At 62.0% G+C, this 20,859-nt stretch carries 20 protein-coding genes, 1 tRNA gene and 1 pseudogene; 12 read left to right on the top strand and 10 right to left on the bottom strand.

The genetic code is table 11. From position 1 onward, the window contains the following. Positions 1-2 precede the first annotated feature (2 nt). Positions 3-995: an ABC transporter permease gene (locus ABIB57_RS01140; protein ID WP_354038013.1), complete on the top strand. Its 993-nt coding sequence runs from the start codon at positions 3-5 to the stop codon at positions 993-995. A 677-nt stretch (positions 996-1,672) separates the two neighbouring features. Here the strand turns inward: ABIB57_RS01140 and ABIB57_RS01135 are convergent. The 3 genes from ABIB57_RS01135 to ABIB57_RS01125 are packed head-to-tail and all read right to left on the bottom strand — an operon-like array spanning position 1,673 to position 3,920. Next, a complete protein-coding gene (locus ABIB57_RS01135; protein WP_354038012.1) occupies positions 1,673-2,056 on the bottom strand; it encodes a hypothetical protein in 384 nt (127 codons plus the stop codon). Positions 2,057-2,058: 2 nt separating this feature from the next. Next, positions 2,059-3,006, bottom strand: a complete 948-nt coding sequence (locus ABIB57_RS01130; protein ID WP_354038011.1) for an alpha/beta hydrolase — start codon at positions 3,004-3,006, stop codon at positions 2,059-2,061. Between the two features lie 35 nt (positions 3,007-3,041). Next, positions 3,042-3,920: an NmrA/HSCARG family protein gene (locus tag ABIB57_RS01125; protein WP_354038010.1), complete on the bottom strand. Its 879-nt coding sequence runs from the start codon at positions 3,918-3,920 to the stop codon at positions 3,042-3,044. Between the two features lie 117 nt (positions 3,921-4,037). Here ABIB57_RS01125 and ABIB57_RS01120 point away from each other — a divergent pair, with 117 nt between their 5' ends. Continuing rightward, positions 4,038-4,937, top strand: a complete 900-nt coding sequence (locus ABIB57_RS01120; RefSeq protein ID WP_354038733.1) for a LysR family transcriptional regulator — start codon at positions 4,038-4,040, stop codon at positions 4,935-4,937. A gap of 110 nt (positions 4,938-5,047) precedes the next feature. Here the strand turns inward: ABIB57_RS01120 and ABIB57_RS01115 are convergent. After that, positions 5,048-5,380 (bottom strand): annotated as a pseudogene (locus ABIB57_RS01115) (NmrA family NAD(P)-binding protein); the annotation flags it as partial. A 118-nt stretch (positions 5,381-5,498) separates the two neighbouring features. Here ABIB57_RS01115 and ABIB57_RS01110 point away from each other — a divergent pair. After that, positions 5,499-6,431: a LysR family transcriptional regulator gene (locus ABIB57_RS01110; RefSeq protein WP_354038009.1), complete on the top strand. Its 933-nt coding sequence runs from the start codon at positions 5,499-5,501 to the stop codon at positions 6,429-6,431. A gap of 108 nt (positions 6,432-6,539) precedes the next feature. Here ABIB57_RS01110 and ABIB57_RS01105 read toward each other — a convergent pair whose 3' ends face one another. Further along, a complete protein-coding gene (locus ABIB57_RS01105; RefSeq protein ID WP_354038008.1) occupies positions 6,540-7,511 on the bottom strand; it encodes an SDR family NAD(P)-dependent oxidoreductase in 972 nt (323 codons plus the stop codon). Between the two features lie 63 nt (positions 7,512-7,574). Here ABIB57_RS01105 and ABIB57_RS01100 point away from each other — a divergent pair, with 63 nt between their 5' ends. From ABIB57_RS01100 to ABIB57_RS01090, 3 genes are all read left to right on the top strand, one after another. Beyond that, on the top strand, positions 7,575-8,156 hold the full coding sequence (locus ABIB57_RS01100) for a TetR/AcrR family transcriptional regulator (protein WP_354038007.1): 582 nt from the start codon (positions 7,575-7,577) through the stop codon (positions 8,154-8,156). 174 nt (positions 8,157-8,330) lie between these two features. Continuing rightward, a tRNA-Pro gene (locus ABIB57_RS01095) sits at positions 8,331-8,407 on the top strand. Positions 8,408-8,511: 104 nt separating this feature from the next. Further along, positions 8,512-9,483, top strand: coding sequence for a phosphotransferase enzyme family protein (locus ABIB57_RS01090; RefSeq protein ID WP_354038006.1), 972 nt, complete (start codon positions 8,512-8,514; stop codon positions 9,481-9,483). Here the strand turns inward: ABIB57_RS01090 and ABIB57_RS01085 are convergent. From ABIB57_RS01085 to ABIB57_RS01070, 4 genes are all read right to left on the bottom strand, one after another. Then, positions 9,476-10,762, bottom strand: coding sequence for an O-antigen ligase family protein (locus tag ABIB57_RS01085; RefSeq protein ID WP_354038005.1), 1,287 nt, complete (start codon positions 10,760-10,762; stop codon positions 9,476-9,478). The genes ABIB57_RS01090 and ABIB57_RS01085 overlap by 8 nt on opposite strands. After that, a complete protein-coding gene (locus tag ABIB57_RS01080; protein ID WP_354038004.1) occupies positions 10,759-12,282 on the bottom strand; it encodes an undecaprenyl-phosphate glucose phosphotransferase in 1,524 nt (507 codons plus the stop codon). Before ABIB57_RS01080 ends, ABIB57_RS01085 begins: the two co-directional genes overlap by 4 nt. Before the next feature lie 76 nt (positions 12,283-12,358). Next, positions 12,359-13,486: a glycosyltransferase family 4 protein gene (locus ABIB57_RS01075; protein WP_354038003.1), complete on the bottom strand. Its 1,128-nt coding sequence runs from the start codon at positions 13,484-13,486 to the stop codon at positions 12,359-12,361. Positions 13,487-13,489: 3 nt separating this feature from the next. Next, a complete protein-coding gene (locus tag ABIB57_RS01070; RefSeq protein ID WP_354038002.1) occupies positions 13,490-14,038 on the bottom strand; it encodes a polysaccharide biosynthesis/export family protein in 549 nt (182 codons plus the stop codon). 152 nt (positions 14,039-14,190) lie between these two features. Between ABIB57_RS01070 and ABIB57_RS01065 the strand changes: the two genes are divergently transcribed. Next, the gene (locus tag ABIB57_RS01065) at positions 14,191-16,566 is read left to right on the top strand and encodes a GumC family protein (protein WP_354038001.1); all 2,376 of its coding nucleotides are present in this window, start codon (positions 14,191-14,193) and stop codon (positions 16,564-16,566) included. An 18-nt stretch (positions 16,567-16,584) separates the two neighbouring features. Continuing rightward, positions 16,585-17,619 carry a polysaccharide deacetylase family protein gene (locus tag ABIB57_RS01060; RefSeq protein WP_354038000.1) on the top strand — a complete coding sequence of 345 codons (1,035 nt, stop codon included), beginning with the start codon at positions 16,585-16,587 and terminating at the stop codon, positions 17,617-17,619. On the opposite strand, the gene ABIB57_RS01055 is transcribed toward ABIB57_RS01060, so the two are convergent. Continuing rightward, complete coding sequence (locus tag ABIB57_RS01055; RefSeq protein WP_354037999.1) at positions 17,616-17,831, bottom strand: DUF2842 domain-containing protein; 216 nt, start codon at positions 17,829-17,831, stop codon at positions 17,616-17,618. The two genes, ABIB57_RS01060 and ABIB57_RS01055, sit on opposite strands and share 4 nt — an antisense overlap. 79 nt (positions 17,832-17,910) lie before the next feature. On the opposite strand from ABIB57_RS01055, the gene ABIB57_RS01050 reads away from it, so the two are divergent. From ABIB57_RS01050 to ABIB57_RS01035, 4 genes are all read left to right on the top strand, one after another. Continuing rightward, a complete protein-coding gene (locus tag ABIB57_RS01050; protein ID WP_354037998.1) occupies positions 17,911-18,975 on the top strand; it encodes a COX15/CtaA family protein in 1,065 nt (354 codons plus the stop codon). A gap of 149 nt (positions 18,976-19,124) precedes the next feature. Next, positions 19,125-19,589, top strand: a complete 465-nt coding sequence (rplM, locus tag ABIB57_RS01045; RefSeq protein ID WP_299728107.1) for a 50S ribosomal protein L13 — start codon at positions 19,125-19,127, stop codon at positions 19,587-19,589. Between the two features lies 1 nt (position 19,590). After that, complete coding sequence (gene rpsI, locus ABIB57_RS01040; RefSeq protein WP_299728110.1) at positions 19,591-20,073, top strand: 30S ribosomal protein S9; 483 nt, start codon at positions 19,591-19,593, stop codon at positions 20,071-20,073. 92 nt (positions 20,074-20,165) lie between these two features. Continuing rightward, a complete protein-coding gene (locus tag ABIB57_RS01035; protein ID WP_354037997.1) occupies positions 20,166-20,798 on the top strand; it encodes an SdpI family protein in 633 nt (210 codons plus the stop codon). Positions 20,799-20,859: the final 61 nt, after the last annotated feature.

Here is a 20,859-nt window from a genome sequence, read left to right as displayed (position 1 = left end):
CGATGACGAAGAAAGATATCGGGCTGCTGATCCTGATCCTCGTGGTGGGCGCGGTGGTGACCGTGATCAATCCCCGCTTCCTGTTGCCGATTAACCTCGCCAATACGGCCAATCTGGTTGGCCTGTTCGGCATCCTGTCCATGGGCGAGGCCTTCGTGATCATAACTGGCGGCATCGATTTGTCGGTCGGCTCGGTCATCGCGCTGTTGGGCGTGCTGTTCGTCGATCTGATCGCCAACCGCGGTGTGCCCTGGATGATAGCCCTGCCACTGACCCTCGCCTTCGGCGCGCTGATCGGTCTGGCCCATGGCTTTTTCATCACCCGGATGAAGCTACCACCTTTCGTCGTCACCCTGTGCGGCCTCTTGATCTACCGTGGTGTCGCCCGCTTCTACACCCAGGACGGCACAGCCGGCTTTGCCTACGGGGTGAGCTTTCCCGAACTTGAATTCATCACCGCTGGCCGCAGCTTTGGCGTGCCTAACTCCTTCGTCGCCATGATTATCCTCGCCATCATCATGTGGGTGGTGTTGCATCGCTCAGTGTTCGGCCGCTATCTGTACGCTGTAGGCAAGAATGAGGATGCCGCCAAATATTCCGGCATCCGGACCAGCCGCGTCGTCACCTTTGCGTATGTCATTTGCGGAGTGCTGACTGCGTTGTCGGCAATCTACTTCGCTATGTATACCCGCTCGATCTCCCCCGCCTCGCATGGCAATTTCTACGAACTCTATGCCATCGCTGCGGCTGTTTTAGGCGGCTTCTCGCTGCGTGGCGGCGAAGGCTCCATCATCGGCGTCATACTGGGCACCGTCCTCCTTCAGGAGCTGCAGAATCTGGTCAACCTGCTTGGCATTCCATCGTCGCTTAATTTCGCAGTAATGGGGGGTGTCATCCTCATCGGGGTCTTGATCGACCAGCAATGGGGCACTTTCCGGAACCGCCGCAAAATCATTGATGCAGCTAATGCCATGCCAGAGGCCACACGGAAGTAAGCAGGTGAGGTTGCAGGGCCTTGTAGCGCTGCTCCCCAGTGGCCGGACGCGGTGCTATTCGTGTTATCCCGAATGGTGGCGTCAATGGTCTGACCACATGATTTTGCGGGGCCCATGTCAGACGTTCTTGTCGAACAAGTACACTTTGCTCTGGCCTGCGAAGGCCGAAGAATTACCTCGAGACGTTAAATAATGCACTTTGCCCGCCACCTCGGCGTGCATCATCGAAGGAGGCCACGAACGGCAGCTTTCGGGAGGTCCGAATTTAGGTCTGAACGACCGGAATGGGCGCAAAGCAGAAGGGCAGGGGGGGTATTCATCCATCAGCGGGTTTCGACCCCTTTCTCGACATGCGACTGACGCTCGCAGTATCCGAAAGCAGACATTGCCGTAGACCTAAAGCACGATGCGCATGCCGAATAGGAGTCTTGGAATAATGCGAGCGACAAGCCGCCTTCCAAACGGCGTCAGCACGCCTTCTATATGACTTCCAGCAACCCCGATGTGAGGGTAAGTGATGCCTCCGTCGCAATGCAGTGGCCGGTGCCTGCGATGGACCGGTTGTCAACGGGCCGACGCCGCAGCGGCGAATGACTGAGCTGTGAAGCGGGAGCGGTCCGGTCTGTGGTTAGTACGGGCAACGCCCGAACGCTTGCGGCGGCGCCGAGTTCGGTAGCTCAGTCGACGCCCACCCAGCGCGCGGCGGCTTCAGCCGTGTCCTGGGGGCGGGTGTTGAACGCGATTGCCGCCTTGGGTGCGCCGCGGTGGATGGCGTTGACCACCTTTTCGAAGAATTCCAACCCCTTGGGCGGGATGCGCAGGCCGCCGCCGATCACGACGCAATCATAGGTCACGCTCGCGAGCTGCGCGGCCAATGTTGCGATGCCGCTGTCATCGGGCGTAATCATGCAGATGTCGGCGTCCCAACCGCGCTCGGTCATGGTCGTTTCGGCGATGTCGATGCCCGCCTGGATTTTTGCGGCATCGAAGCCCGGTGGCAGGGAGGGATCGGAGAAGTCCACGGTTTCCGGCTTCTGCCCGACGAATAATACGCGTGTCACGATCAAGCTCCTTTGATTGGGTTGGTGGATACGGCGGCGTCCAGCCGCTGGCGCAGGAATTCTCCGATGGCGTTGACGGACTGCTCTGCCGCAACAAACTGGCCGAGGGAGGACTGGAAGACATGCGCCATGCCTTCCCAGATCGATAGCGTGACCTCCACGCCCGCCGCCTTCGCCCGGTCGGCGTAGCGGGTGGAGTCGGAGAGTAGCACTTCGTTGTCACCGACATCTATGCGGATCGGTGGCAGGCCGTTAAGGTCGGCATGGAGCGGCGACGCCTTGGGAAGTGCTGCATCCTGGCCTTGCAGATACATGTCCGAGAACGCCTTGAGCACGTCGCGCGTGAAGATCGGGTCCGCCTCCGCCCGGGTCTGGTAGCTCTCGCCGGCGGCGGCAAGATCGGTCAGAGGCGACATCACTGCCGCTCCGACGGGCTGCGCCACGCCGCGGGTCTTGTCGGCCGCAAGAATGGACAGCAGCGCCAGCGTCAGCCCGCCGCCTGCCGAGTCGCCGGCGATCACGATCCGTTCGGCGCCCTCGGTTACCAGGCCGTGATAGACGGCAACCGCATCGTTGATCGCTGCCGGATAGGGATGCTCGGGCGCGAGCCTATAGTCAGGGATAAAGGTATCGGCGCCGGCGCGCCGGGCAATCTGGCCCACGAAACTGGTAAACGCCTGGGCCGAGCCAAGCACGTAGCCGCCACCGTGAATGTAGAGCACGCGAGCGCCTTGCTGTGCACCCGCCGGCCGAACCCAGAAGCCCGCGATCCCGCCGACCGTCGCGGCCTCGACCCGGACATCGGCCGCGGCGAGTGTTGCGGCGAACATGCCGTCGAACATCGGCCGGGCTTCGGGGCCGAGCTTGTCGCCCTTATGGGCCGCCGTGGCCTGACGCATCGCGGCAACTGCGGGAGCATCGTCAGGCGAGAGGGGATGGATCGTGATCATGGCGGTCTCCTTTAGTGAGGTGAGTAAAATGGGGTTCAGTTGTTTGCCCACTGGGCAGCGGCGTCCCTGGCAAAAGCGGCGTAGGAGCGAGGGGCGTGGCCGAGCAGTTTGGTCAGTCGGGCGATGTCGTCGGCACTCGCCACCGCGCCTTCGCTCTGATAGCGGCCGAACATCAGACGCAGGTCGAGCGCATGCCAGGCGGGCAGCATGGTCTTGGTGCGCTGCTCCATGATGACAAGATCGTTGCCGCCATGGCGGATGGGGCGACTGAGGGCCTGGCTCCAGATGGTGGCGATACCCTCACCGGTCAGGCTGTCCGGACCGACCAGGGCATAGGTCTCGCGGGGCAGGGGCGTCGCGGCCTGGTCACGGCGAACCAGCTCGATCGCGGCGGCCTCGCCGATATCGCGGATATCGACCATCGAGATGCCTTTGTCGCCGATCGGGGAGGCATAAGTGCCCGTTTTGAGAAGTCCGTCCTTCTGACGAAGGTCGTTCTGGATGAAGTAGGCGGGACGCAGAATGGTAGCCGGTAGGTCGAGTGCCTCGATCATGCGTTCGACCGTGTACTTGCCGGCAAAATGGGGCACGTCGGCATAGGCGTCGCCGCCAAACACCGAGAGATAGACCACGCCTTTGATGCCGGCCTCGCGGGCGACGGTCAGGGCCAGCATGGTCTGCGTCAATTCATCGGCCACATTGGGGGCCAGCAGGAACAGGGTGCTGACGCCTTGCAGCGCCGCGCGCAGCGTGTCCGGATCGGCGAGATCGCCGCGAACCGCCGTCACGCCCGCGGGAAGCTGCGCCGTCTCGGGTGAGCGCGTCAGGGCGCGGACATCGGCATGGCGACTATGAAGCTGGGCGAGCACCTGTGCCCCGATGGTTCCTGTGCTGCCGGTAACGAGAATGGTCATATCGAAATGTCCTTTGTGTCGATGCGCATTGCATCTCCTGTGCACGAAGATAGCCGTTTCACTATCGCTTAGAAGATGCCAATATCGATATTGCTCGTCTCAAAAATGGAACAGTTGATGGACCTACAGGCTTTGTCCGACTTCGATCTCGTCGCCGCTCATGGCGGGTTCGGCCGTGCTGCCCGCGTTTCTGGCCGATCGAAAGCCACGCTGTCGCGGCGGGTCAGTGAACTCGAACGGAGCCTTGGTGTGCGGCTCATCGAGCGGGGGTCCCAGACCCTGCGATTGACCGACGAAGGACGGGCGCTGCATGAGCGGACGCACGGCCTGCTGAGCGAAATCGCCGAGGCGGGTGAGGCAGTGGTCCTTGGCGCGTCCACACCGCGAGGCAGGCTGCTTGTCAGTGCACCGGTGGTGTTCGCGCATGTCGCGATGCCCCGGATTGGTGCGCGGTTTGCGCTGGCCTATCCGGAGGTCCAGCTCGAGATCGTTGCCGAGGACCGCAAGGTCGATCCGGTCGAAGATGGCTACGACCTGATCATCCGGATCGATCCATCGCCGGACGAACGCTTGGTCGGCCGACGTTTCCTTAATGATGAACGCCTGATCGTGGCGCCGCCCGGCATGCCGCGTCCCGTTCGAGGCGTGGATGAAGACGAATCGACGGTGAGGGCCGTTGTGCTCTCCGCGGCATCGCCGGCTGCAGTCTGGCGGATGAAATCGGGAACGGAGGCTGACATGGTCCTGCGGCCGGACCCGATTCTGCGCCTGTCTTCGCTGCTGATGGTTCGCGATGCAGTGCTTTTGGGTGCCGGCGCGGCCTTGCTGCCCAAGCTCCTGGTTGCCGACGACGTCGAGGCGGGCAGGCTTGCCTATTGGGGAACGCATGCTGGCCCGCCCGTCGAAATCTGGGCGTTGCAGAGTTCACGCCGCCTGGTTGGCGCCAAGGTCCGCGCCTTCCTGGAGGTGGTGGAGAGCGCTTTTCCTGAGAAGGTTTTTGTTGCGCCACCGTTATGAGCGGCAACGCGGTTGCCGCCGTCGAGACAGCGCCGGATGCCTTGCATCGAGCCGGCAGCGAGCACCGCATCCTCGATGGGCGCCTTGAGCGCATGGTTGGGAAGGCCGCTCAGCACCGGATGAATGACCGACGAGAACACGACGCGGCGACCGCCGCCGGCGTTCGGCGCATCGACGAATGCCTTGCCCACTTTGGCCTCGTCAGGAAGCATGACGGGTGCGATATAGAAGACGCGGCCGACGCCTTGAAGCGCGGTGGCCACGCTCGCCGGGTCGGTCAAGTCGCCCACCACGATATCCGGGACGCCCGTCTCTCGAACGGCGGATTCGTCACGAGTATCATGGATCATCGCGCGGATATTGGCGCCCCGTCGCGCCAGTTCGGGAACCACCAGGCCCGCAAACTTTCCGCTGGCGCCAACGACCAGGATTGTTCCATCCATCAGGTCAATCCTCGCGTTCCAGAGATACACGAAAGTATCGCACGGGCCAGTTTTCGCATCCAGGGCTAGTTCGTCGCCGATGTTGGACGGACTATGCCGAATAGTGCAACAATGGGGTATGCTTGATATCAAATCCCTGCAAATCTTCGAGAAAGTCGCGTCGCTGAGGAGTTTCACCGCGGCGGCGCATGCGCTTGGCGTGCCGAAATCCAACGTCAGCCGCGCCATTGCCAGGCTGGAGGGCGAACTCGGCACCCGCCTGTTCCAGCGCACGACACGCGAGGTTGCGCTGACCCTGACGGGGCAAGCTCTGCACGAACGCAGCACCGGCATCATCGCAAATCTCAGCGACGCATTGACCTATGTGCGCGATCTCGCCGGTCAACCGCGCGGTCTGCTCAAGATCAGCGCGGGCGTAGGGTTCGGTGTCAATGTGCTCGCCGAGCAGCTGCCCGAATTCCTTCTGCTTTATCCCGATATCGAGATCGGGCTCGATCTGAATAGCCGCCCTGCCGATCTTGTGGCGGAGGCAGTCGATATCGCGGTCCGCATGGGGCCGCTGCAAGATTCTGGCCTGGTCGCAGTCAAGCTTGGCGAGATGCGGCGCTATCTTTGCGCCGCCCCATCTTATCTCGAGCGCAGAGGCAGACCGTCTTCGATCAGTCATATCCCACACTATGACACGATCGAAATGCCCGGGCCGGATGGCAGGCCGAGGCCCTGGACGTTTTCCAGGGGAGGGCAAACTGTGCGCGTAGAGATCAAGCCGCGCCTTTCGGTCAATGAGGCGCTCACCATCAACCGCTTGGTTACGAACGGTGCCGGCCTAGGGATTTTGAGCGGCTATATTTGCGCGCCACAGATCGCAGCGGGCCAGCTTGTGGATGTTTTCCCTGACTGGTCACCACCGCCGGTCGAGGTCAACCTGGTCTTCCCAAGCCGACGCGAACTCTCGCCTGTCGTGCGCGCTTTTGTCGACTATATGAAACAGGTAAGTCGCCCTGGCACTCTGTGGATGGACGATCCGTTAGCCGTCGCATCAACCGCTTGATGGGACTTCTCGTCGGCAACGGTCATTACGGGCTCGCCGTCACTAAGAGGTCGGGCCCATGTAGAGTGCCGCCAGTTTTTATCACCGAGGCTCGAGGGCGGCATGAATTCAGCCGTGGCAGAGGTCTCTCGATACCGCCCAGAGTTGGTCTGCTATATCGGGATCTAGAGCCCACGCCTTTACCCCGTGAGGATGTTGAGCAAGGTCGGCGTCATTGGTCACGGTATAGGCCTCGCGACAGTCGTCGAGATAATGACCGCCCGTGTGGGCAAATTCTGCTGCAACGGCCGCAACCAGAGTTGTCGCAGCGCCCTGTTCGATCGACTTGTACTTGAAGATGCCTGCGGCCGCAGCTGCATCCAGCGATTCCCGTTGCTGCATGGAGAAGTTGCGCTGCAATCCCGTTGCCACGCCGCCAGGATTGACCGCATTGGCGATAATTCCGTCACCGGCCCAGCGTTGCGTCGCGCCTACAGCAAACAGCGCATTGGCAGTCTTTGATTGGGCATAGGCAATCTGCGGGTTGTAGCGGCGACGCTCGAAATGGAGATCGTCAAAGTCGATGCCTGAGCGCATGTGAGCTGTCGAGCTGAGCGAAACGATCCTCGCGCCGTCACGTGCCTTTGCTCCGCGTGCTAGCGCGTCGTGCAGCCCCACGGCCAAAGCGAAGTGGCCAAGGTGATTGGTTGCGAACTGCAGTTCCCAACCTTCGCCTGTGCGCTCAAGTCCACTCGTGACCAGCCCGGCGTTGTTGACCAGGAGATGCAACGGGCCCTCCCAGGCCTCGATGAAAGCAGCCACTGAAGATCTGCTGGCCAGGTCAAGTCGCGCAACCCGGGGCATTGTGCCGCCAGTCTTTCGTTCTATGTCTTCGGCTACCGTGCTGCCGAGGTCAATGTTTCGTACCGCTAGCGTTACTTCAGCCCCGGCTGCAGCCAGTGCGCGGGCCGTCTCAATGCCGATGCCGGATGAGCCTCCGGTAACGATGGCGCGTACGCCCCCCAGATCAACATCACGGATGACGTCGTCGGCAGTGCTGGTCGCGGTGAATGGAGTCGTGATGAGGGCGCCTGTGGTCATGCCAATGACTATACAAACCAGTCAACTATTGTAAAGTTAATTTTTTCCGGTACACATCGGTCCATGAACTCGCCAGACATCCATTCCCCATCGTCAACCAGCATCAGCATCGATCGCCGTAAGGCGGTTTTGGAGTCTGCCCTGGTGACGTTCGCGCGCTTCGGATACCGGAAGACCTCGATGGACGCCGTCGCCCGGGCTGCCAGGATCTCCCGGCCTGGGCTCTACTTTCTCTTCGCGTCGAAGGAGGAGCTCTTTCGAGGTGCGGTCTTTCATGCCCTGCAGGTGGACATTGCCGAGGTAGAACGCATTTTAGGGGCAGCCGACATTCCCATTCGCGAACGCCTTCTGGAAGCGTTCTGCCAATGGGTCGGTCGCTACATTGGCCCCATGGCCAGGGATATTGGGTTAGTGATCGATGACAATCCCGATCTTCTCGGTGACATCGTTACGGTGATGCCGCAGCGGTTCGCCACTCTGATTACAGATGCCATCGCCGCATCGGCGAGCAAAGCGGATCGGGAAATAGGAGCAGCGGTGGCGCAGACCCTGATCAGCACCTCAATCGGTATCAAATATCAGGTTGAAACCAGGCAGGACTACAGTGACCGTCTCGCGCTCGCCATAAGGCTGCTACTGCGCTGAGGATGGACTGACGCCGTACCAGCGTCACTCGACGGACGCAAAACATTGGTGGGACTTTTGGTTGGACTTTTCCCACCGCTTGTCGCTTCCTGGGGTCAAAAATCGCACTTTGTTCCGTTTGGACGAAAATCAGGGTTGCACGAAAAGCCCCGCTTCTCTATGTCTCCGCGCAGTCGGGGCGTAGCGCAGCCTGGTAGCGCATTTGTCTGGGGGACAAAGGGTCGTCGGTTCAAATCCGGCCGCTCCGACCAATTCCCACTCATCGTAGATGACATTCATGTCGCATGGCATATCCCGAGCCATTCGAGATATCGTCATGCACGAAGCTTGAGGGCACAATCCGGATGCCGTTGCATTGAGCATTCCCGGCCTGGTCGGCGCATTGCAGTTATGGTCGGAAACGGCTGCTGGTACGGCGCGCCTGATCAATCATTCCGAAAATCACACCTTCCGCATCGATGCGCCGTTTGGCGAGACCTACAGCCTGCGCGTGCATCGGCCTGGCTACCAGTCGCGCGCGTCGATCGAGAGCGAGCTGGCCTGGCTGATAGCGCTGCGGCGCGATACCAGGCTGCCGGTGCCCAAGCCCATCAAGGGCCGCAATCGTCAGATTCTGCAAGTGTTCGACTCGCCGGGGCATGAGCCGCGGCTGGCCGTACTGTTTGCCTATGCGCCGGGGCAGGAGCCATCGCCGACCAGCAATCTGGGCGAGCTGTTCGTTACGCTGGGCGGATTTGCCGCGCAGATGCACCAGCACGTTGTCGAGTGGCGCCGGCCGGACAGCTTCGTGCGGCAGGTGTGGAGCGCCGAGCGGATTCTGGATGCAGATGGGTTGTGGGGCAACTGGCGGGCCGCGCGGGAGATTACGCCGGCCATTCGGTCGACGCTCGACCGGCTGGATGGGCTGCTGCGCGTGCAACTGGCCGAGTATGGCACTTCGGCGGACAGGTTCGGCCTGATCCATGCCGATATGCGGCTGGGCAATCTGCTGGTCGATGGTGACGATGTTACCCTGATCGATTTCGACGACTGCGGCTTCTGCTGGTTCGCCTACGACTTTGCCGCGGCAATTTCCTTCCACGAGACTCATTTGGCCATCCCAGCTTTGAAGGCCGCGTGGCTGGAGGGGTATACGGCTGTCCGATCGCTTTCAGCTGCCGATCTGGCGGCGATGGATACGATGGTGATGCTGCGCCGCATGGCGCTGCTGGCCTGGATCAGCTCGCATGGCGAAACCAGCCTCGCCCAGACCCATGCGCCGGGTTTTGCCGCCGGGACCGCGCGGCTGGCTGAGCGTTATATGGAAAGCGCGCAACCGCTCAAATGAGCATGGCGTACCGAGGGACGGGGTCGCGTTTGCCGTGGTTGATGGCGCTGGCCACGCCCCAGATCAGGCCGACAAGCAGGAAATAATGCCGCCAGTGATCGCTGTCGATGATGGCCGACTCGCCGACCAGCATTGTGTAGGTCGCGACCAGCGGAATCATCATCAGCCTGTAAGGGGAGGGCTTGGTCAGGCTGGCTATGCCACGCCACAGTGTCAGGATCACCAGGAGATAATAGACGGCGCCGCCACCCCAGCCATAGGCGTGCAGCACGTTGACATAGACGTTGTGCGGCAGCTCGCTCACCCGCATGAAGCTGAATTCGCGCGGTCCGATCCCCAGCGGATTGGCAATCGCCAGCTCCCATGCATAGCCTTGGCGGCCGAAGCGGCCGGTTTCCCCGCTATCATAGTTCTGGCTCGCCGCGCGTGTCTCGAACAGCCTGTTGACCGAAGGAATGCTGAGCAGCCCGCCGAGCGCCACCGCCAGCATGCCCAAGCCCACCAGCGACAGGATCATGATGCGCACCTTTTCGTGCGCCCGCGCCTCAAGCCAGAAGCACAGCACGAGCACGATCAGCGACGAAAACGCGAAGTGTCCCCAGGCGGCGCGCGAGAAGCTGGCGAAGACGCCGATGAATAGCACCATATAGACCGCGCCGGCCCAGAATGCCTTGCGGCTGGTGCCTAGGAGGACGCGCTGCAGGGCATACATTGCGGGCAGGATCAGGAACGGCCCGAACACGTTGGGATCATTGAACATGGCCTTGGCGCGGCCATAGAGCAGGAACGTATCTGCGGAAGGCATCAGCCCCAGATAGGCGAGGGTGCCGATGACTGCGCTGATCAGGGCGGCAGCGGTATAAGCGTTCATCACCAGGCGCATGCGCCGCGCGGTCTGCTCGGCCACGTAATTTGCCACGAAATAGCTGGTGAGCAGCAGGAAGGCGGTGACGATGACGAAGGTGATCTCGTCGGTGATCGACAGCACGCGCGCCTGGAACGCCGAGATCAACGCGAAGGGAATGAAGGCCACGAACATGGCCAGCAGCCCCAGGGTGGAGCGATAGACCCCCATGCCGGCGAGGAAAGCGAATGGCAGCACCAAAAGGAAGCTGACTTCGTAGGGCGACGGCTCGACGAAGACCAGGCAGCCGGTGAAAATCCAGAACCCGACCAGGAAGTCGAACAGCACCTGCACCTTGGTGCGTAGATAAGCGCGGCCGAGTCGCCTGGACCCGATCTTGAAGCTATCGGGACCGATGGTGCCCGCGAGGCTCAATAGGCGTTCGCGTTTTTGGAGACGAGCGATACCGGGGTCATGGCCACGATGTAGAGATCAAGCAGGATGGACCAGTGCTCGATGTAATAGAGATCGTGGTTCACCCGCTGCATGATCTTGTCGATGGTGTCGGTTTCGCCGCGCCAGCCATTGACCTGGGCCCAGCCGGTCATGCCAGGCTTGACGCGATGGCGGGCGAAGTACCCCTCGACGGCCTCGTAATAGAGCTTGTTGTCGGCCTTGGCCTGCAAAGCATGGGGGCGGGGCCCGACGATGGACAGCTCGCCCTTGAGCACGTTGAGCAGTTGCGGCAGCTCGTCGATCGAGGTCTTGCGAATGAATTTTCCGATCCTGGTGACGCGTGGGTCGCTCTTGGTGACGAGCTTGCTGGCCGTGGCATCGAGCATGTCGGTGCGCATCGAGCGGAATTTGTAGATCTTGATTAGCTCGTTATTGAAGCCGTGCCGGTTCTGCATGAAGAACACCGGGCCACGGCTCTCCAGCTTGATGGCGATCGCGGTCGCAAGCATGATCGGGGAGAACACGATCAGCGCGGTCAGCGCTACGATCTTGTCGAACACCCATTTGAAGATCAGGTTCCAGTCCGAAATCGGCCGGTCGGCCATGTCGAACACGGCGACGTCGCCGACATAGGAATAGGCCTTGTTGGTGAATTTGAGCTTGCTCATATGCGCCGATAGCCGGATGTCGACCGGCAGTACCCAGAGCTGGGTCAGCATTTCCAGCACGCGCTTTTCCGCCGATAGCGGCATCGACACGATGACGAGGTCGACCGGCGAGCGGCGGGCGAATTCGATCAGATCGGCGACCTTGCCCAGCTTGGGGCAGCCGGCGACGGTCTCGGGCGAGCGGTCGTCGACGCGATCGTCGAACAGGCCGAGCAGGCGGATATCGTTGGAGGCGCCCTTGTCGATCTGCTGGATCAGGGTTTCCGCATCGTGCCCGCCACCGACGATGACGGTGCGGCGCTTCAGGCGGCCCATATTGGTCCAGTGCCAAACCAGCGAGCGCAGGGCCAGCCGATAGGACACCAGTCCAACGGCGCCGCCCACATACCAGCTCAAGAGCCAGACGCGGGAGACCATGTCCGACGCCTTGAGGAAGAACACGGTGATGGAAAGCACCAGCATGACCAGCGTCCAGCCGATCAGCACCCGGCTGATCTGGCTGAGCAGCGTGCGATAGGCGGTGATGCGATGGGTGCGCGCGGCGTTGAACAGGACGTTGGCAAGGAGGCACGAGGCCAGGATTGCCGGGATGTAGAAAGACGGCTCGCCCAGTTGCACATAGACTTCGTAAATGCCGTAACCCAGTACCGCCAAGAGCACCGCCTCGGCCGCTTGGGCGATGCCGACGATCACGGCGCCCGAATAGCCGCGCTCCATTGGGGCGGCGATAATGGCTTCGGCCTGGGGCGACAGCGTGCGACCGGCGGGACCGGCCTCGGATTGCTTGGAGACGTGCTCCAGCACAGCCTGTTTAGGGTCTACGCGATACATTTGACGCCACCGGTACTCGTACTCGGCGCTATCATCGGTGCAAGGAGTGAAGACTCGGTGAAACCGGGTGTGAGGATTAAGTCGACAGGTTTTGGTAGAGCGCCGCGATATCGCCCGACATACGCTCCAGCGAGAAGGCTTCGGCGATGTGCGCGAGCCGGGTTTTCATCTCGATATGCGCGCCCCTCGGATCGTCGAGGACGGCTTGCATGGCCTCGCGCAGAGCCAGTGGATCGCCGGCGGGGATCAGGCTGGCAGCTGTGGGGCCAAAAATCTCGGGAATGCCGCCCACCTTGGTAGCGATCACCGGCAGTTGAGCGGCTGCGGCTTCGAGAACCACATAAGGCAGGGACTCCGCCAGCGAGGGCACCACGGCGCAGCGTCCGCGGGCGAACATCGCGCGGGCCGGTTGGGCACCTGCCAGTTCGACACGATTTTGCAATTTGAGCTTGGCGATTTGTGCCGTTAGCGCTGCGCGGGCGGGGCCATCGCCAGCCATGACCAGCTTGGCGGGTGTTCCGTCGGGGCGCCGCACCTCGGCCAGTGCATCGATCAGGATGTGAATGCCCTTGAGATCGCGCAATTCACCAACGAAGACGAAGTCCGCCGCATCGTCATTGGCGAGCACGGGAACGAATTCGTCGGGGTTCAGGCCGTTGTGGATCACGGGGCTGGGGCAGGTTGGTTCCTCGATCACGGCGCTATAGGTGCGCCTGGCGAAGGCGCTTTCGAAGATTATCGCCGCCGTCTGCGCCATCAGCTTACGCTCGAGCAGATGGAAAACCTGGCCGGAGCGCGAGTTGGCGGAGAAGTGCAACACGCCGCCGTGAGGAGTGTAGATCGCGATCGGCCGACGTTTACCGATCTTGGCCAGCCGCGCGTAAAAGCCGCCCTTGGCGCCGTGACCATGCAGCACGTCGATATTCAGTTTGTTGACCAGACGGCGCACAGCCAGCGGCGTCACCAGATCGCCGCGGCCCAAGACATGCGGCATGGCGAAGCGGTGAATGCCCAGGCTGGCAAAGGGAGTAAGCGCCGTCAGCCGGCTTTCGGTCTGTGCATCGTTGGCGAGGCTATCGACGACAATGCCGATCTCGTGGCCGTCAGCCGCGAGAGACCGCGTCAGATCGGCGACATGGCGGAACAGCCCACCCACCGGAGCGCGCATGACTTGCAGGATGCGCAGTTTGCGCGCTGGGCCCACCGGCTAGAACCAACGTTCGTTCACGACGATCGTATCGCCGGGATAGATGGGGAAATCGAGGTTGACGACGCCCTTGACCATTTCGTTGCCCTGGCGGCGGTAGACCACGGCATTGTTGCGATCGGCGGTATCGGTGAAGCCGCCGGCAGTGCTAATCGCCGCACGGACAGTCATGCCGTACACATAGGGGAACTGGCCGGCATTGCCGACTTCGCCCTGGATGAAGAAGGGCCGGTACTCGGCCACTTCAACCGAAACATTGGGATTGCGCATATAGCCGTTGGCGAGTGCCGCCGAGAGCCGCGCTGCGGCAACCTTGGTCGTCTGTCCGCGCACTGGCACGGTGCCCACCAATGGGAAGGCGATGGCACCGGCGTCATCGACGCGGTAGGTCTCGGTCAGCTCAGCGTCGCCATAGACGGTCACCCGCAAGGCGTCGCCGGTGTCGAGCTGGTACGGCCCCTTGGTCTGGACAAGATAGGTCGCCGGCACGGTGGCGCAGGACGCCAGCGGCAGCATCAACACTATGGTGATTATGGGCAGCCAGCGCATGAGAATCCAGCTCGGGTTTGATGGCCGGAGTGTCTGCTGGGATGGTTAAGATTTCCCTTAGAGCGGGCGCGTATTGTTGCGATCTGCAAATGCTTTAACGGATTGATTACCACGATGGGGCGATAAATCCCCCGGAACAGGCGAGGTGAGCAATGGCCTACGAATCGCAGGCTTTGCGCGATGCACGAATAGATCTGGGCGCCGTCTTCGGTGCGGTCGTCAAACGTTTGCCCCGCATCATCCTGGTGACGGTGCTGCTGCTGGCTGCCACATTTGCGCTGCTGATGTTTGTGCCACGCATGTATGAGAGTTCCGCCGGCATCCTGGTCGAGCCGCGCACCAACGTGTTTGATACCGCGGGTAATGCGCCCTCGGCGGCGGTCAGTGGGTTGGCGGCGGGCGTCGTCTCCAGCCAGATCGAGCTGATCAAATCGCGCGAAACCCTGCTCAACGTCATCGACCAGCTCGACCTGCGCTCGGTTCCCGAATTCAACGGCAGCGGCAGCGGGCCATCGCCCTTGGGGATCATTTCGCAATTCCTCGGCCGCAAGGCCGCGCCAGCCAATGTGGATGAGACCGTGCTGGCCAACCTGCTCGATCGCATGACGGTTATCCAGGAACGCGACTCGGCGATCATCACCGTGCTGGTGCGGTCCGTCGATCCGGAACTGGCCGCCAAGATCGCCAATGCGGTCGCCAATGCGCATGTGGCGCGCCGCACCGATCTGTCGCTGTCCGACACCGTGGAAGCATCCGGCTGGTTGGGCAATGAAATCGCCAAGCTGCGCGTCTCGGTCACCGATGCGGAAAACGCGGTCGCCAATTTCAAGGTGCAGAACGACCTGTTCGTCGGCGCCAACAATACGAGCCTCGCCGATCAGGACTTGTCCAGCGTTGCCACGCAGATCAGCGCTGCGCAGGAACGCAAGAGCGCGGCCCTGTCGCGGGCCTCGCTGATCCGGGGGCTGCTGGAACGCGGCGCGCCGATCGACGGCATTGCCGACGTGCGCGCTTCGGCCGTGATCCAGCAATTGACGCAGGAAAAGGCGCGACTGCAGGGCGAACAGGCTCAGAAAGCCGCAACGCTGCTGCCCAATCATCCGACGATCCAGGCGCTGGTCGCCCAGATCAACGAGTTGAACAATCAGATTAATATCGAGGGCCGTCGCGTCGCCGAGGGGCTGGAATCGGAAGCGGAGATCGAGGCCAACCTCGAAACCTCGCTGAAGAGCGAACTAACCCGCGCCAAGGGTTCTGCGTCCGCCGCCACCACCAACACCGTCACTTTGGATAGCCTGGAGCGCGAGGCCAAGGCACAGCGCGACCTGCTGGCCAGCTATCTGCAGCGCTATAGCGAAGCCACGACCCGTACCGAGGCGCTGCCCGATGTACGGGTCGTTTCGCTGGCCGCGGCGTCGGTGAGCCCGGCCTCGCCCAAGACGCCACTGATCCTGCTGGCTGTCGGCATAGTCGCCGCTGCGGCCCAGATTGGCCTTGTCATCCTGGGTGAACTGATGTCCGGCCGGGCCATCACCGAAGGCCGCCGCGTTTCCTATGAAGACGAGCCCGAAATGCGACCACAGGACGAGCTTGAGACGGTTCCGTTCATGGAAACCGAGCTCGAGGCCGACCAGCAATGGACGGAGGAGCCAGCGCCGGATGCCGATATCGCCACCCTGGACGATGCCGAGCCCGAGGTTAGGGCCTTCGTAGCGCCCCCCGCGTTCGAAACGCCAGAGGAACTGCTTGCTGCGCCAGCCGAAACGGTGCCGGTAGTGCACCAGGATGCGCCGATGTTCGCCAGCGAACACGATGTCGACAAGGCTGACCGCGCGCGCTTCATCAAGGCAGTTCTGGCCGAGCCGGAGCCTGAGCCGGAACTGACCGAGGACGAGCAGGAGGAGGTCGAACGTGCCGTCGCGCCACCAGTCCGGACCCGGCCGGAGACCGCGTTGCCGCCGGCTCCTGTTGCGCCACGGCCGCAATCCGCCCATACGGCCTTCGCCGACCTGTCCTCCGATCTGGCGCTTGGCCGCACGCGGCTGGTACTGCTCGCGGGGCACCGCTCCAATGTCGAATGCGAAATGCTGGCCGAGGCGCTGGTTGCCGATGCGCTCGACAAAGGGCTCAGCGTGGCCCTAGTCGATGCGGGTAGCGCCCGTCGCTCCGACGATGCCGGGCTGTCCGACCTCAGCACCGACGAAGCCAGCTTCGGCGACGTCGTGCACAAGTCCAGCGACAACAGCTTTGCCGAAGTGCCATGGGGGCAGGGCGCGACCATCGATCGCCGCTCGCCCAAGCCGCTGACGCTGATCGAAGCGCTGGGCGATATCTATGAAGTGGTGGTCCTGATGACTGGCCGGGTCGGCATGACCTCGACACTCCCCCTGTTCGCCGACCTCGAAGGGCGGCTAGTGCTGGTGGCCAGCGATGACGCCACCGACGTCGAGGACCTGCGCCAGCAATTGGCCGATGCCGGGTTTGGGCGCGCCGATATCGTCACCACGCCCGAATTGGTCGCGGCATAATTCAGTCGGGGTCAGCGCGTGCCGTCTCTGAAATACGCCGGCATTCGCGCGATGTTCGAAGCACTGTGGCTGTCCCGCTTGCCGGGGCTGATCCGGGCGCTGTCGTCGTCGCGCGGAGTCATTTTTACTCTTCACAGGGTTCTGCCCGATGCGCCGGCAGAGTTCGCCCCCAATGCCATCCTGCAGGTGCGGCCAGACTTTCTGGACTATTGCATCACCCGGTTAAGGGCGCTGGGTCTCGATATCGTCAGCATGGACGAAGCCGTAATCCGCATGGCTTCGACTGACGACCATGAGCGGCAGTTCGTCGTTTTCACCTTCGACGATGCCTATAAGGACAACCTGCAATACGCGCTGCCAGTGCTGCGGCGGCAGAATAGCCCTTTTACGCTCTACGTGCCGACGGCACTGGTCGATGGCACCGGCGAGGTCTGGTGGCAATCCATCGAGGACATTATTGGCCGCGAAAATGCCATTACCGTGGACGGTGAGCGCTTCGACACCAGCACTACCACGCTAAAACAGGGCGCCTACAATGTTCTCTACTGGCGCATGCGCCAGATGCCGGAGATGGATCGCGTTTCCCTGATGCGCCGCTTTGCCGACGAGCATCGTTATGATCTCGATCAGCAATGCGGTGACCTCATCATGGACTGGGACCAACTGCAGCAGTTCGCCGACGAACCGCTCTGCACCATCGGCGCGCATACCGTGCATCACTATGAATTGGCCAAGCTGCCGGTGGAGCAGGCTCGCAGCGAAATGGCGCAATCCGCCGATATCCTCGAGGCAAAGTTCGGCCATCGGCCGGCGCACATCTCGTATCCCATCGGGGGCCCGGCCTCGGCCGGACCTCGTGAATTCGAGCTGGCGCGGGAACTGGGCTTCCGCACCGGCGTCACCACGCGCCCCGGCGGCATCTATGCGCAGCACAGCCAGACGCCGCAGGCGCTGCCACGTATTTCGCTCAACGGGCTGTTCCAGAAACGGCGCTATATCGATGTTTTCGCGACGGGAACCATCTTCAGCACGCTAGGTCGCATCACTGGCTAGGCGGCCGGCGCGTCATCCTTGGCCATCCAGCGGATGAGGGCCATGGCGGGGAAAATCCAGCCCATGCCAGCGACGCAAAAAAACGGGATCAGCACGAACCACGGCATGCCCTGCAGCAGTTCCAGATAGAGGGTCGTGCCCACGACCAGCCACGCGGCGATCGAGCCGAGGATTAGCAGCACTCCCAAAAATTTGCGTTTGCGCTGCGTCATCATGCGTCATCGCGGCTATTGCGGTTCATAATTGGCGGGCATACCACTGCGCCCCGTCGACCGATACCGGGATAATGCTGTGACGATCGCCCATGATGCCGCACTGATAGAGACTTTGCCCGCCACCGATCGCCTGCGCCCGGTGCGCATCTGGCTCTATGTCGTGGCGGCCGCGGTGCTGTTCATGGTTGTGGTCGGTGGCATTACGCGGCTGACGGAATCCGGGCTGTCCATCACCAGTTGGCAGCCGATTTCGGGCACTATTCCGCCGCTGAGCGATGCCGCGTGGCAGGCCGAATTCGACGCTTACAAGCAAATCCCGCAATATCAGGTCAACAATATCGATATGACCATGGATGGCTTCAAAGCCATCTTCTTCTGGGAATATCTGCATCGCCTGATCGGCCGCCTGCTCGGCGTGATCTTCCTCGTGCCGTTCCTAGTGTTCCTGGTGCAGCGCCGCCTTCCGCGCGCGCTGGCCTGGCCGCTGGCCGGCCTGTTCGTGCTGGGCGGCTTCCAGGGCGTGCTGGGTTGGTGGATGGTTTCGTCGGGCCTGTCCGAACTCACCTCCGTGTCCCAATACCGCTTGGCCGCGCATCTGACCGCCGCCGCGCTGCTGTTCATCGCCCTGGTCTATGTGCCGCGCTCACTGGAGCCGGGCAGGGCGCCCGGCAAGGTCACCGCCGCCAATATCTGGACCGGCGTGATCCTGCTTGTTCTCATCCTGATCCAGATCGCTGCCGGCGCCTTCGTCGCCGGGCTCGATGCTGGCATGGGCTACAACACCTGGCCGCTGATGGATGGCGCCATCATCCCCAATGGTCTGGGCATCATGCAGCCGTTCTGGCGCAATCTGTTCGAGAACGCCCTGACCGTGCAGTTCGTTCATCGCTGCATCGCCTATGCCATCGTAATCTATCTGGCCTTCGCCATCTGGCGCCAATCGCGCAATGGCGGCCTTGATGGCGTCAACGGCTGGCTGCCCCGCATCGCTGCCTTTGTGGTGCTGCAAGCCGTCCTGGGTATCGCCACGCTGCTGTTTTCGGTGCCGATCGGCCTTGCCGTTGGGCATCAGGCGCTGGCCTTCATGCTGGCAGGCCTGACGGTCGCTTACCTAGCGGATATGCGTCGCGCTTTACGGTAACATAATACCGCATCGATAAGACGTTGATTTTGTTGATCTTTATCAACCCACTTGACGGCGCGCGACTCCCTCTCTAAACGGACCCCAACAAGCCGCCAATTCCTTCGAGAACGGGCCGGTAAGCCACGAAAATCTAGGGAATTTCACTCATGAGCACTTACACTGCCAAGCCGAGCGAGATCGACAAGAAGTGGATCCTGATCGACGCTGAAGGCCTTGTGGTCGGTCGCGTCGCTTCGATCATCGCTTCGCGTCTCCGCGGCAAGCATCTGCCGACTTTCACCCCGCACATGGACATGGGCGACAACATCGTTGTCATCAATGCCGGCAAGGTGAAGTTCACTGGTCGCAAGCTCGACCAGCACAAGTTCTATTGGCACACCGGCTTCCCCGGCGGCATCAAGGACCGGACTGCCCGCGAAATCCTCGAAGGCCGTTTCCCGGAACGCGTTCTCGAGAACGCCGTGCGCCGCATGATGCCGGGCGGCCCGCTAACCCGCGCCCAGCTGAAGAACCTCAAGGTCTACGCCGCTGGCGAGCATCCTCATGAGGCTCAGCAGCCCAAGAAGCTCGACGTGGCTGCGATGAACTCCAAGAACGTGAGGGTGAAGTAACATGGCCGAGACCATCAATTCTCTCGAGGACCTCGGGACTTCCACCGTCGCTCCGGCAGTCAACCTGGCTCCGGTCCACGTTCAGAAGCTCGACGCCCAGGGCCGCGCCTATGCCACCGGCAAGCGCAAGAACGCCGTCGCTCGCGTCTGGATCAAGCCAGGCAAGGGTGCCGTGGTGATCAATGGTCGTGAGTTCGCGACTTATTTCGCCCGTCCCGTTCTGCAGCTCATCGTGAAGCAGCCGATCGTCGCGACCGAGCGCACGGACCAGTACGACGTCGTCGTCACCGTCGCCGGTGGTGGTCTGTCGGGCCAGGCCGGTGCCGTGCGTCACGGCATCTCCAAGGCGCTGAACTTCTTCGAGCCGGGCCTGCGCCCGATCCTCAAGAAGGGTGGCTTCCTGACCCGCGACAGCCGCGTCGTGGAACGCAAGAAGTACGGCAAGGCCAAGGCCCGCAAGTCCTTCCAGTTCTCCAAGCGCTAAGCTGTCGAACGATATTTGCAAAGGGCCGGGAAACCGGCCCTTTTCTTTTGCGCTGCGCACAACCAGATAGACCGGGCAATACGAGCCCCGCCATGTTCAACCTCATCACGCGTTTTCACCTGCTGCTTCTGCTCGTGCTGGGCGCCATCACCGCCGTGGCGGTGTTTCGTGTGCCGGCTGACTATGCCTTTCCCGCGCACTGGGCGGCCAGCCAGGCGGACTGGATGTGGCCGCGCAACACAGCGCTGACGGTAGGTCCGGTCATTGCTGTCATCTTGTTGGGTGGCTTTGCTGTCCTCGGCCGCCTGCTGACCAAGAACCATCTTGCCAAGGTGCGCCATATTCTCGATCCGGCGCTGACATTGCTGCTTGTGGTGATCGTCGCCGTGCAACTCGGTCTATTGCTGAACGGCATCGGCTCGGACCTCGATCTGGTTCGCCTTACCGCCATTGCTCTTGGTCTGCTGCTAATCGGCCTCGGCATCGTCTTCGCCGAGGCGGAGCGACACACCTATGCCGGCCTAAGGCTGCCCTGGCCGATTCCAAGGGACAGTCAATGGCGCAAGGTACATCGAGTGACTGGGGTGGCGTTTGGTCTGGCTGGGGCAGGGCTGTTGGCGATGGCTTGGTTCGCGCCCGATCTAGGGCCTTTGGTCATCGCATTTGCGCTGGCGCTGAGCGTACCGCCAGTGCTGGCGGCATGTGCCACTGCATTGTCTCGATAACCGGCTTGGCATGGCATTGCCGTGAAACCGGTTTCGCCAATAGGAATTTCCGCTGTGCTTG

This window comes from Devosia sp. UYZn731, from assembly GCF_040546795.1.
Lineage (GTDB): Bacteria > Pseudomonadota > Alphaproteobacteria > Rhizobiales > Devosiaceae > Devosia.
This window is presented reverse-complemented; position numbering and strand designations above follow the sequence as displayed.

What these genes read in the sequence shown, in the direction of transcription:
- ABIB57_RS01140 (WP_354038013.1), top strand. Translation starts at nt 3, where the DNA reads ATGACGAAGAAAGATATCGGGCTGCTGATCCTGATCCTCGTGGTGGGC.
- ABIB57_RS01130 (WP_354038011.1), bottom strand. Translation starts at nt 3,006, where the DNA reads ATGATCACGATCCATCCCCTCTCGCCTGACGATGCTCCCGCAGTTGCC.
- ABIB57_RS01125 (WP_354038010.1), bottom strand. Translation starts at nt 3,920, where the DNA reads ATGACCATTCTCGTTACCGGCAGCACAGGAACCATCGGGGCACAGGTG.
- ABIB57_RS01120 (WP_354038733.1), top strand. Translation starts at nt 4,038, where the DNA reads ATGGACCTACAGGCTTTGTCCGACTTCGATCTCGTCGCCGCTCATGGC.
- ABIB57_RS01110 (WP_354038009.1), top strand. Translation starts at nt 5,499, where the DNA reads ATGCTTGATATCAAATCCCTGCAAATCTTCGAGAAAGTCGCGTCGCTG.
- ABIB57_RS01105 (WP_354038008.1), bottom strand. Translation starts at nt 7,511, where the DNA reads ATGACCACAGGCGCCCTCATCACGACTCCATTCACCGCGACCAGCACT.
- ABIB57_RS01100 (WP_354038007.1), top strand. Translation starts at nt 7,575, where the DNA reads ATGAACTCGCCAGACATCCATTCCCCATCGTCAACCAGCATCAGCATC.
- ABIB57_RS01080 (WP_354038004.1), bottom strand. Translation starts at nt 12,282, where the DNA reads ATGTATCGCGTAGACCCTAAACAGGCTGTGCTGGAGCACGTCTCCAAG.
- ABIB57_RS01070 (WP_354038002.1), bottom strand. Translation starts at nt 14,038, where the DNA reads ATGCGCTGGCTGCCCATAATCACCATAGTGTTGATGCTGCCGCTGGCG.
- ABIB57_RS01065 (WP_354038001.1), top strand. Translation starts at nt 14,191, where the DNA reads ATGGCCTACGAATCGCAGGCTTTGCGCGATGCACGAATAGATCTGGGC.
- ABIB57_RS01055 (WP_354037999.1), bottom strand. Translation starts at nt 17,831, where the DNA reads ATGACGCAGCGCAAACGCAAATTTTTGGGAGTGCTGCTAATCCTCGGC.
- rplM (WP_299728107.1), top strand. Translation starts at nt 19,125, where the DNA reads ATGAGCACTTACACTGCCAAGCCGAGCGAGATCGACAAGAAGTGGATC.
- rpsI (WP_299728110.1), top strand. Translation starts at nt 19,591, where the DNA reads ATGGCCGAGACCATCAATTCTCTCGAGGACCTCGGGACTTCCACCGTC.
- ABIB57_RS01035 (WP_354037997.1), top strand. Translation starts at nt 20,166, where the DNA reads ATGTTCAACCTCATCACGCGTTTTCACCTGCTGCTTCTGCTCGTGCTG.